The organism is Sinobaca qinghaiensis (genome assembly GCF_003610495.1).
Taxonomy (GTDB): Bacteria; Bacillota; Bacilli; order Bacillales; family Marinococcaceae; genus Sinobaca; species Sinobaca qinghaiensis.
In genome coordinates this window covers 397,202-408,108 of record NZ_RAPK01000010.1, presented here as the reverse complement: position 1 = coordinate 408,108, position 10,907 = coordinate 397,202, and the positions used below count along the sequence as shown (strand labels likewise).

12 protein-coding genes, 1 tRNA gene and 3 rRNA genes are annotated in these 10,907 nt (G+C 48.9%); 13 read left to right on the top strand and 3 right to left on the bottom strand.

Going from position 1 to position 10,907, the window contains the following annotated elements; translation table 11 throughout:
* From ATL39_RS14000 to ATL39_RS13980, 5 genes are all read left to right on the top strand, one after another.
* A 23S ribosomal RNA gene (locus ATL39_RS14000) occupies positions 1-156 on the top strand; the annotation flags it as partial.
* 62 nt (positions 157-218) lie between these two features.
* Positions 219-335, top strand: a 5S ribosomal RNA gene (rrf, locus tag ATL39_RS13995).
* Between the two features lie 134 nt (positions 336-469).
* Positions 470-1,201, top strand: coding sequence for a 5-oxoprolinase subunit PxpB (gene pxpB / locus ATL39_RS13990; protein ID WP_120193966.1), 732 nt, complete (start codon positions 470-472; stop codon positions 1,199-1,201).
* A gap of 27 nt (positions 1,202-1,228) precedes the next feature.
* Entirely contained in the window at positions 1,229-2,185 is a 957-nt protein-coding gene (locus tag ATL39_RS13985; RefSeq protein ID WP_120193965.1) for a 5-oxoprolinase subunit C family protein, read from the top strand.
* Between the two features lie 24 nt (positions 2,186-2,209).
* On the top strand, positions 2,210-3,355 hold the full coding sequence (locus ATL39_RS13980; protein WP_120193964.1) for a trans-sulfuration enzyme family protein: 1,146 nt from the start codon (positions 2,210-2,212) through the stop codon (positions 3,353-3,355).
* Positions 3,356-3,408: 53 nt separating this feature from the next.
* Here ATL39_RS13980 and ATL39_RS13975 read toward each other — a convergent pair whose 3' ends face one another.
* Complete coding sequence (locus tag ATL39_RS13975) at positions 3,409-4,512, bottom strand: threonine synthase (protein ID WP_120193963.1); 1,104 nt, start codon at positions 4,510-4,512, stop codon at positions 3,409-3,411.
* Between the two features lie 14 nt (positions 4,513-4,526).
* The gene (locus ATL39_RS13970; RefSeq protein WP_120193962.1) at positions 4,527-5,180 is read right to left on the bottom strand and encodes a helix-turn-helix transcriptional regulator; all 654 of its coding nucleotides are present in this window, start codon (positions 5,178-5,180) and stop codon (positions 4,527-4,529) included.
* Positions 5,181-5,402: 222 nt separating this feature from the next.
* On the opposite strand from ATL39_RS13970, the gene ATL39_RS13965 reads away from it, so the two are divergent.
* Positions 5,403-6,509, top strand: coding sequence for an alanine racemase (locus ATL39_RS13965; protein ID WP_120193961.1), 1,107 nt, complete (start codon positions 5,403-5,405; stop codon positions 6,507-6,509).
* Positions 6,510-6,558: 49 nt separating this feature from the next.
* Here the strand turns inward: ATL39_RS13965 and ATL39_RS17470 are convergent, their stop codons facing one another.
* Complete coding sequence (locus tag ATL39_RS17470; protein ID WP_170146938.1) at positions 6,559-6,702, bottom strand: hypothetical protein; 144 nt, start codon at positions 6,700-6,702, stop codon at positions 6,559-6,561.
* A gap of 197 nt (positions 6,703-6,899) precedes the next feature.
* On the opposite strand from ATL39_RS17470, the gene rrf (ATL39_RS13960) reads away from it, so the two are divergent.
* The 7 genes from rrf (ATL39_RS13960) to tsaD all read left to right on the top strand — a co-directional run bounded on the left by rrf (ATL39_RS13960) (position 6,900) and on the right by tsaD (position 10,895).
* Positions 6,900-7,016 (top strand): 5S ribosomal RNA (gene rrf / locus ATL39_RS13960).
* A 19-nt stretch (positions 7,017-7,035) separates the two neighbouring features.
* Positions 7,036-7,112: transfer RNA gene (locus ATL39_RS13955), tRNA-Met, on the top strand.
* A 136-nt stretch (positions 7,113-7,248) separates the two neighbouring features.
* The gene (gene thiL, locus ATL39_RS13950) at positions 7,249-8,253 is read left to right on the top strand and encodes a thiamine-phosphate kinase (RefSeq protein ID WP_120193960.1); all 1,005 of its coding nucleotides are present in this window, start codon (positions 7,249-7,251) and stop codon (positions 8,251-8,253) included.
* A gap of 2 nt (positions 8,254-8,255) precedes the next feature.
* Positions 8,256-8,717 carry a tRNA (adenosine(37)-N6)-threonylcarbamoyltransferase complex ATPase subunit type 1 TsaE gene (gene tsaE / locus ATL39_RS13945; protein WP_120193959.1) on the top strand — a complete coding sequence of 154 codons (462 nt, stop codon included), beginning with the start codon at positions 8,256-8,258 and terminating at the stop codon, positions 8,715-8,717.
* A complete protein-coding gene (gene tsaB, locus ATL39_RS13940) occupies positions 8,714-9,418 on the top strand; it encodes a tRNA (adenosine(37)-N6)-threonylcarbamoyltransferase complex dimerization subunit type 1 TsaB (RefSeq protein ID WP_120193958.1) in 705 nt (234 codons plus the stop codon). Before tsaE ends, tsaB begins: the two co-directional genes overlap by 4 nt.
* On the top strand, positions 9,415-9,885 hold the full coding sequence (rimI, locus tag ATL39_RS13935) for a ribosomal protein S18-alanine N-acetyltransferase (RefSeq protein ID WP_211326995.1): 471 nt from the start codon (positions 9,415-9,417) through the stop codon (positions 9,883-9,885). Before tsaB ends, rimI begins: the two co-directional genes overlap by 4 nt.
* Entirely contained in the window at positions 9,882-10,895 is a 1,014-nt protein-coding gene (gene tsaD / locus ATL39_RS13930) for a tRNA (adenosine(37)-N6)-threonylcarbamoyltransferase complex transferase subunit TsaD (RefSeq protein ID WP_211326997.1), read from the top strand. Before rimI ends, tsaD begins: the two co-directional genes overlap by 4 nt.
* Positions 10,896-10,907: the final 12 nt, after the last annotated feature.

Sequence of the window (10,907 nt, the reverse complement as noted above, 5' to 3'; positions counted from 1 at the left end):
GCTGAAAGCATCTAAGCATGAAGCCCCCCTCGAGATGAGATTTCCCATCACGCAAGTGAGTAAGATCCCTTGGAGATGACAAGGTAGATAGGTCTGAGGTGGACGTGCGGCGACGCATGCAGCTGACAGATACTAATCGATCGAGGACTTATCCAAATACTTTTTCCATTTCGGATGTCGCTATCCAGTTTTGAAGGAACCACCGGTTCCCGATGTTGTCCGGTGACAACGGCCAAGAGGTCCCACCCGTTCCCATGCCGAACACGGAAGTTAAGCTCTTGTGCGCCGATGATAATTGGGGGGCGACCCCCTGTGAAAGTAGGACGTTGCCGGGCTACTGCAAGCATCTTTCCCCATTTCAATAATGTGGGAAGATGCTTTTTTTGTTATACTTTAGAAACCTTTCATTTTATTAAATCAGCCGGCTGGATGATGCCGGTTTACATTTTACATAAAGGAGCCTGGTTCTATGACATTGTCCCCTGTGTATTCTCCTATTGGTGATCAAGGTGTACGAATTCTTCTCGATACTTCCATATCAGAGAAAACGCACGTATTGATCCAGTCTTTTATTAAGCAGCTGAAAGAGAATCCGCCTGTCGGGGTTATCGAAGCCGTGCCTTCCTATGGCGCGGTTACTGTCTATTACGATTCCACTCTGACTACGTACGATCAGCTTCTGCCTGATCTGGATGGCTATGTGAAAAAAGCGGAAACGGGCACCTTTAAACAGGCCCATCTTTATTATATACCGGTCTGTTATGAAGAACCCTACGCTCCGGATATGGAAAAAGTGATTCAGCATACCGGACTGAACCGTAAGCGGCTTATTGCCATGCATACCAAACCGGATTACCGCATTTTCATGATGGGATTCACACCGGGTTTTCCGTATCTTGGAGGAATGGATGAGCGTCTGGCTGTGCCAAGGCTGGAGACGCCGCGTTCGCTTGTGAAAGCAGGTTCTGTCGGTATTGCCAATAAGCAGACGGGCATTTATTCTATTACCAGTCCGGGCGGATGGAATATCATCGGACGGTCGCCGATTTCTTTATTTGATAAAGAAGCCGACTCTCCTATTCTGCTGCAGGCCGGCGATTTTCTGAATTTTTATGAAATATCGGCCGCCGAATATAGAACGATCAAAGAGCAGGTCAAACAAAAAAATTATACGATTCGTGTCAAAACAAAACGTGTCTAACGTAAAGAGAGGGGGAGAGAAAAAAACATGCCGGACATATTATGCAGAGTAGAAAAACCAGGCCTTCTCACAACGATCCAGGACCTTGGGCGTTATGGCTACCAGGACCGCGGTGTAGCTCCAGCCGGAGCGATGGATGTATATTCCTTAATGATCGGCAACCTTCTTGTCGGAAATGAAGAGGATACCCCGGGTTTGGAAATTACGATTATGGGACCCAAGCTCGTGTTTGAAGCAAAGGCTGTGATTGCCTTAACAGGAGCTGACCTGCATGCGGCCTGTAATGGAAGTCCGGTTCCGCAATGGAAAAGTTTCACCGTATACAAAGGTGATGTCCTGTCATTCAAAGGACATAATAATGGATCACGTGCCTACTTAACGGTGGAGGGAGGACTTGACGGGGAACGATTCCTTGACAGTTATTCTACGTATTTAAAAGCAAAAATCGGTGGTATCGAAGGCCGCTCTCTTTTTAAAAATGATGTACTGTATTATCATGCGGATCGTGCTAAAGGCCGGAATGGAAAAGGCATTTCCCGCAAACGGCAGCCCGTATACCTCGATGAACAGGTACTCCGGGTGATTGAAGGGCCTGATACCAGTGCCTTTACTCCCGAATCTATTGAATTATTTTACCGGCAGGGCTATACCGTCACAAAAGACGCGGACCGGATGGGCTGCCGCTTAGAGGGTGAAAAGCTCTCTCATATCGAGTCAGCTGATATTTTATCCGAAGCTTCTTCCTTTGGAACGATACAGGTTCCCGCCGGGGGGCAGCCGATTATATTAATGGCGGACCGGCAGACAACCGGAGGCTATACAAGAATTGCCACGGTCATATCGGCAGACCTGCCGAAAGCGGCCCAGCTTTATCCGGGACAGAGGGTCCGTTTTAAAAAAGTCTCCCTCGAAAACGCGAATCAGGTAAAGCAGAAGAAAACCTCTTTTATTAAAAGCATTAAATTGGCATCGAACAATCAATGAAAAGCGAAAGGCTGATAAATTACTATGGCAAACTACTTTAATACAAAAGCAGTTCACTTCCAAAAAAATGACGGCGAAAAAAACGTAAGTAAAGCAAAACCGATCTATCAGACGTCTGCGTTCACATTTCAGGATCTCGATGATATGGAGCAGTATTTTTCCGGGGAAAAAGAACACCTTTATACGCGCTACAGCAACCCCAACTCCGACGATCTCGGACATGGTACCGCTGAACTTGAAGAAGCACCGACCGGCCTGGCCACATCTTCCGGGATGTCTGCTATTCTGGCGGGAGTACTCGCCGCGGTAAAACCAGGAGAGCATATGATCGTGCCGCTTGACCTGTACGGGGGAACGTACCAACTCTTTCAGACCGAGCTTCAGGAATGGGGAATTGAAGTCAGCATCATCGATTTCCGCGATCTGCAGAATGTGAAGCAGGCGATTCAGCCCAATACGGTGCTGCTTTATGCCGAGTCGGTAACCAATCCGCTTCTGCGCATGGAAGATATTGCAGGCCTGGTCGCAATGGCAGCTGAAAGAGACGGAATGCGCGTCATGATTGATAATACGTTTCCGACCCCTTATCTGCTGAAGCCCTATACGCTTGGTGCGGATCTTGTTGTACACAGCGCGACCAAATATATCGGCGGCCACAGTGACGTGAGCGCCGGAGTATTAATAGGTGGAGAAGAACTGATCGGAAAAGCAAAAAAGCGGATGATCTCTATGGGATCGAACTTAAGCCCATTTGAAAGCTGGCTTGCGTGCCGCGGCCTGAAAACGCTCGGACTGCGGATGCAGAGCCAGTCCGATAACGCCGCCCGCCTGGCCGAATGGTTCCAGGAGAGCGGGAGCGCCGAGCAGGTCTTTTATCCAGAAGGTTTGTCTGAGCATGGCAACGGCGCGATGGTGAGCGTCAATCTTTCTGACGCCTATGACATCAAGACCTTTTTTGCTTCGCTGCAGTGGATTAAAATCATGCCATCGCTTGCCGGTGTGGAAACAACGGTTTCCTATCCGGTCAACACGTCGCACCGCACCGTTCCGGAAGATATCCGTTCGGCTCTGGGTATCAGCGTACAGACCGTACGGATTTCTGTCGGCATTGAAGACAGCCGCGATATTATTTCGGTCTTTTCCCAGGCACTTGAAGCTGCAAAAAAATAATCAAAAAGAAGCTGTCCGTCTGCGGCAGCTTCTTTTTTTATGGTATGCGAAGGTCATCCGGATTTGATACCGGCCCCGCAGAGCGGAAATACTACTTTTTCTTCCGGTGATTTTTTATATTGAAGGTATCCGGCGTAATTCACAGCGGACGTGATTTCGACATAAAAGCCTTTCCTGCTGAGAGCTTCTCTTGCACGCGGGATGTCCTCTTCCTCTACAGCTATAAAAGTTCCATTCGTATCTGCGACGGCCTCTAAAATCTGTTCTGCGCGTGCCGGCGCGGCGATCGCAATCCCTTCAGCGGCCGTTCCTTGATTGGCTACAGGAGCCGCGGTTTTTTCCCGGCGCCGGCCGGCGGAAACAAGCGGCGCGCAGTTGGCGGCCTGAACGGCTGCAATCTTTGGTATTTTTTCAATCAACCCGTTCTCCCGCAGTTCTTTAAATCCGTAATAGGCACCGAGCAGAAGCGTGCCGTTGCCAACTGGAACAATCAATGTATCAGGAGCCCCGCCGAATTCTTCATAAATTTCATAGGCGTACGTTTTCGTGCCTTCGAAGAAATAAGGATTGTACACGTGGCTGGCGTAAAAGACGTTCTCTGTCTCTACTGCCTTCTGGGCAGCCGAAGCAATCTCTTCTCTTGTTCCGTGAATCTGCTTAACGGCGGCCCCGTGCGCTCGTATTTGAGCAGTTTTCTTTGGTGACGTCTTATCGCTCACATACACATCGCAGGCGATAGAACAGCGCGCGGCATAAGCGGCGATTGCTGTTCCGGCATTGCCGCTGCTGTCCGCAATGACTTTCGTTACGCCTAATTCTTTTGCCTTTGTCATCAGAACGGAGGCTCCGCGGTCTTTAAAAGACAAAGTAGGCATCATGTAATCGACTTTCACATACGTATCAGGCTCGGAGGTATCGAGCGCAATTAAAGGGGTCCGGCCTTCTCCCATCGTTACGCTTTCCCATGTCCGGGAGTCCTCGGCAAACGGCATGGTCTGGACATAGCGCCATAAGGAGTGGGGGTACTTGTCCCAGGCTATTGTATCAATAGTTGGGGAGCTTTTATGCAGATCAAGCATGCCGCCGCATGTGCATTTCCATAGCAGAGACGCTACGGCATGTGTTTTTTTGCAGCTGTAGCAGATATATTCCTCCATGTTCCGATTCCTCCTTAGTTGGACTGGCTTTTAATTTCGTCTAAATAACTGTAAATCGTTACTTTGGATACGTTTAATAAAGCCGCAGCTTTATCAATAGACCCCTTCATGGAAAAAATGCCTTTGTCCTCCATGAACTGAATCAAATCAATTTTTTCCTGACGCTTCATTCCGGGATACACTTTATTTTTAACAATCTGCTGGATAAGTCCGTCCACAATTTCTTCTACGTTGTCCATTTCGGCAGGGGAGGGTTCTTTATCTGGTGGTATTTCTACAGCAGCAGGAAGAAAAGTGCTGGTCCACTGCTGCAGCTGTTCGAGCGCCTGCACATCAAAGTTAATACAAAAGGCTCCGATTACTTTCTGGTCCGGGTTACGTATCAGAGTGGTAGACGAGCGGATGGCACGTTGATCCTCCGTGTAAAACGTATATCCCGCCAGGTAATCCTCGTGAAAGTCGTTGGAGCGCAGCACGGTTTTTACAAGATGGTCAAAGGACTGGCCTGTTTCCCGGCCGGTTACATGATTATTTACCGTGAAAATAACAGAAGCCTGCGGGTTGGTTAAATCATGAAGCACCACCTCGCAGTCTGTCCCAAACATGGCGGCGGTTGATTTAGCTAAAGGGATATACCCTTTCAGGTGCTGCTCGTTTTCATTCGTCATTCTGCTGTCTCCTTCGGCTGAATTATATAAATTTTTATATATTATTAATAGAAGAGTAACATGTTAAATTGCTGATATGAGTGGATTTTCTTTTAGACGAACATTTGACTTTTGAATATTTTTTTATATAATATGAGTATATTGAAATTATATAGAATTTTTTATATAAATTCAAGCAGCGAAAGCAAAGCTATTCGTTGATCTATGTAAGGAGGAAAAAGCATGTATATCCGCGATGTTGACACACCGGCGCTGTTGGTTGACAAAAGCATTATGATGGATAATCTCCAGTCTATGCAGGCTTACGCTGATAAAAATAATGTAGACCTGCGCCCGCACACAAAAACGCATAAGATGCCCGCGGTGGCCCATCTGCAGGAAGAGGCAGGGGCAGTAGGTATAGCAGCAGCTAAGGTAGGAGAGGCTGAAGTGATGGCCGAACGGGGATTAAAGAATATATTTATAGCCAATGAAATTGTAGGCGTAACAAAATTGAATCGAATTAGAACATTAGCAGAAACGATACACATTTCATTTGGCATTGATAATACGTACCAGGTGACTGAAATTGAAAAAGTATTTGAAGGAGCTGCCAAAAAAGCACAGGTGCTGATCGAAATTGAAGTAGGAGAGAAGCGTTCGGGGGTAACAACGAAAACCCAGTTTATTGAACTGCTTCGTGCACTCAAGAAATGCAGCAACATTGAGTTTAAAGGATTATTTTCCCATGACGGGCATTCGTATAAAGCGGAAACCAAAGAAGAGTGCAGAAAGATTTATAGGGAAAGCGTAAAAAGCACGCTGGACTATGCAGCATGGGCAGAGGAAATGGATATGAAAGCAGAGACGGTCAGCATAGGATCAACGCCTCCGTTTATGTTTGATTTCGATGTTCCTGCAGGTGTGACGGAAATCAGGCCGGGCACCTATATTTTTATGGACGTTTCGCAGGGAAACGTCATTGGCAGCTACGACCGCTGTGCTGCTTCTGTTCTCACGACCGTGATCAGCAAACCGACAGAGGAGCGGGTAATTACCGACGTAGGGGCAAAAGGGCTGACGGCTCAGAGCAGAAATGCGGGATTAACAAAAACAGAAGGATACGGCACCCTGAAAGCATTCAACGGTATTCACGTGGACGGCGTGTTCGATGAGCATGCCATTATTAATAACGCCTCGTTTCGTAACAACATAAGTATAGGGGACAAAATAGAAATTATTCCTAATCATATTTGTCCGGTATGTAATTTATACGAAAAAGCTTACGTGATTTCCAACAACGAAGTAGAGGAAGAGCTGCTCGTAGAAGGCAGGGGGAAACTCCAGTAAGAAACCTAAAAAGAGCTGCCCCATTGGGACAGCTCTTTTAGGTGCAGCCTTATGATGATTTGTTGATATAGTTAAGCATGTTCTGAAAGATACTGATATTGTCTGTTAACAAAAGCACGGGCAGGAATACAAATGTCAGAAGCAGCATCACATTAGCCAGCAGAAAGGCAGACAACGTACGGCCGGCACTCATCAGAATCCCTCCTTTATCACATCCTAAGCAAAAAAGCAGCGGGCTTTTTTATTATTGATAATAGTATTTATAATATTGTAACATTTCTGACAACAAATAAATAGAAAAAAGTTTGAAATAAGGGTTGCGAAGTAAATAATCACGTGGTATATTATTATACGTGGCGTTGAGAGACACACCACATCAAAACAAATAAGTACGGTGGCGACAGCGAAAAGGCCCCACCCGTTCCCATGCCGAACACGGAAGTTAAGCTTTTCAGCGCCAATGATAATTGGGGGGCGACCCCCTGTGAAAGTAGGACGCTGCCGTGCTGTTTGATTTTAACCATATCGCGGGATAGAGCAGTCTGGTAGCTCGTCGGGCTCATAACCCGGAGGTCGGAGGTTCAAATCCTCCTCCCGCAACCAATTATTTTTAAACTCAAGCCGATAGGGCTTTTTTTTATGCAAAAAATGAAGAATATCCTCGTTTTCTTGCGCTTTTTATAGAATAAGGTAAACTGAAAGCATAACGAATAGACCGAGAAAATAGATGGGTGATAGCATGCCAAAAGACGAATTTGAATGGATTCAACAGCATACGCCTGCCCATTCCCACCAGAAACGACTTGAAGAAGGAATAGGAGACGACGCTGCGGTTTACAAGGCGTCTTCTTTTTTTGATGAAGTAGTCTGTGTGGATACGATGATTGAAGGCATTCATTTTACAAAAGAGACAATGGCGCCTTATGATATCGGCTATAAAGCACTTGCGGCCAATATCAGCGATCTGGCAGCGATGGGAGCGGAGCCTTCCTTTTATATTGTATCCATTGCGATTCCTCCGCACTGGGAGGATGATGAGCTCTCCGGCCTTTATGAGGGCATGGCGGAGCTGGGCGACCGGTTTGAAATGGATCTGATCGGAGGCGACACGGTTTCTTCCGCCCACGAACTGATGATGTCGATTACCGTAATCGGACGGGTGGAAACAGGACGCAGGTTGCTGCGCCGAAACGCCGAGCCGGGTGATGTTATTTTCCTTACAGGACCTGTCGGCCGTTCTGCTTCCGGCTTGAAGCTTCTGCTGGAAAAAGGCAGGCATGCGTCTTTTTCTTCCATAGAACAGACACTGCTTTCCTACCACCAGCGTCCCGAACCGCAGGTGAAAACCGGACGGCTTGCGGCTTCGTTAAGTGCAAGAATCGCGCTGAATGATATCAGCGACGGCCTGGCCAGCGAAAGCTTTGAAATAGCAGAAGCAAGCGGCGTTCAGATGCATCTCGAGCAGGAGCTGGTCCCCGTTCCGGACGAATTTGCCGGCTATGATCCGGCGGAGTACTGGGAGTGGATGCTCTACGGCGGAGAAGACTTCGAGCTGCTCGGTACAGTTGAAGCCGGGAGCTGGGAGAAGTTTCAACGGCTCTCGGAAGCCGCGGGAATCAATGTGACGAATATCGGCCGCGTCGAGGCGGGAACGGCCGGCGTGTGGCTTCATAATCAAGGAGATACAGAAGCACTCGAGAAAAAAGGCTATAATCATTTCAGTGGAAAAGAAGGGCAGGGATAACGATGGCAGCCTTTCACATAACAACAGTATCTGCCGAAGATACGATGAAACAGGCGCAGGAAATCGGCCGTCTGGCCCGGGCGGGTGATGTGATCACACTGTCCGGTGATTTAGGCACCGGAAAAACCCACTTTGCTAAAGGACTGGCGCATGGTTTAGGCGTGACGGGAAACGTAAACAGCCCGACCTATACGATTATGAAAGAATACAAAGGCCGCTTTCCTTTTTATCATATGGACGTGTACCGGCTGGAAGAGGAAAGTGAAGAGCTGGGTCTGGAAGAGTATATTGAAGGAGACGGAGTTACGCTGATTGAATGGCCGGAACGTATTGAAAGCTGGCTTGATGCGCCGGACCGTCTGCAGATCAAGATTGAATACGCCGGGGATGACAAACGTATTATACATTTTTCAGCGGACAGCGGAAGCTGGCTGAATTGGATAGAGGAGCGTAAGGCAGAATGAATATATTGTCTTTTACGACAACCACATCAACCATGAGTGCGGCCGTTTCGGTTAACGGAAGAACAGTTGGAGAATATACTACCTTTTTAAAGCAGACTCATTCCCAGCGTCTGATGCCGGCTATCGATTCCCTTTTAAAGGAAACCGGAGTCAAGGCCGGGGATCTGGATGCAATTGCCGCGGCAAAAGGGCCCGGGTCCTATACCGGAGTGCGGATTTCGGTAACGACTGCCAAAACGCTGGCCTGGTCCCTCCAGATTCCCGTCTACGGGATTTCCAGCCTGCATCTGCTCGCCGAACAGGCAAAGCTTTTCAGCGGCTGGATTGTTCCGTTCATTGATGCAAGACGGGATCATGTCTACACCGGCATTTATTATGCTGAAAACGGTATCTGCCGGCGCATGGAAGCTGACGGCGTCCTGGATGTGCCGGCCTGGATAGAGAAACTGCAGACGCTTGAGGGTCCTGTTCTTTTAATAGGAGAAGAAGCAGACAAACATAAAGAACGGATTATGGCGGACTGTCCGGACGTCCAATTTGCTTCAGCGGAGCAGTCGGTACCACGGGCGTCCTCCCTGGCCGCAATTGCAGAGCAGCATGAAGATCTGGCGGTGCATGCCCATGAGCTTGTCCCGGAATATGCCCAGCTGGCGGAAGCGGAGAAAAAATGGCTGGAGGCAGGGGGCGGCAGCCGGCCATGATAGACAAACAGACAACGGTCCGCCTCATGACGGCAGAAGACGTGGACGGCGTGTACAAAGTCGAAGTAGATGCTTTTTCTGTGCCGTGGACGAAAGAAGCGTTTGAAAATGAAGTGCTGCTCAATCAGTTTGCCTATTACCTGGTGGCTGAATACGAAGGAGAGATAGTCGGATACTGCGGTGTCTGGATTATTATGGACGAAGCTCATATTACCAATATAGCGGTTCATCAGTCCAAAAGAGGCCTTGGCATAGGTGACGCACTTCTCCGGCATGTGCTGGAGCTGTCTTTGACCTACGGCGCCCTTACGATGACGCTTGAAGTCCGGACAAGCAACCACCTTGCCCAGAACCTGTACAGAAAATATGGATTTGAAGCGGGCGGCATCCGCAAAAACTACTACACCGACAACCAGGAGGATGCGCTGGTGATGTGGGTGAACCTGAAGGAGCGGTACTGGCAATGATAAAAGAAGATGTGATCATCCTGGCTATTGAAACGAGCTGCGATGAAACAGCAGCCTCGGTCGTAAAAAACGGCAGCGAAATTATTTCCAGCGTCGTTGCCTCGCAGATGGACAGCCATAAACGGTTTGGCGGCGTCGTTCCTGAAATTGCCTCCCGCCACCATACAGAAATCATTACGCAGGTAATGGAGCAGGCGATGCTGGAGGCAGAGCTTCCTTTTTCCAAGTTGACGGCGATCGCCGTAACGGAAGGCCCGGGGCTTGTTGGGGCCCTTCTCGTCGGCATCAGTGCGGCCAAAGCCGTAGCATTCGCCCACGGCCTGCCGTTAATCCCGGTTCATCATATTGCCGGTCATATTCAGGCGGCGGAGCTGGTCAAGCCGATACTCTATCCGGCGATGGCACTCGTTGTCTCTGGAGGCCATACGGAGCTTGTCTATATGAAAGAGCCCGGCCACATGGAAGTGATCGGGGAAACACGGGATGATGCCGCAGGCGAAGCCTACGACAAAGTGGCGCGCACATTAGGCCTTCCCTATCCGGGCGGCCCGCATCTGGAGCGCCTTGCTGCCACAGGAGAACCAACTGTGAAGCTGCCAATTGCCTGGCTGGAGCCGGGTTCGTATGATTTCAGCTTCAGCGGGCTGAAGTCATCGGTTATTAACACCAAGCATAATGCAGAGCAGCGCGGTGAGCCGTTTAAAGCTGAAGACGTTGCGGCAAGCTTTCAGCACAGCGTGGTCGAAGTGCTTGTGGAAAAAACAAAACGGGCGGCGCTTGCCTATGACGTGCAGCAGGTGATTGCAGCCGGCGGAGTAGCGGCAAATAGAGGCCTGCGTGCGGCATTGAAAGATGCTTTCATAGGTACAGGTATCGACTGGACGATTCCACCGATTGAGCTCTGTACCGATAATGCTGCGATGATCGGAGCAGCTGCCTATATTGAATGGAACAAACAGAACCTTGCCGACTGGGATCTGAACGGAAAACCCGGCCTCGCTTTAACATAAGCGGGCCGGGCT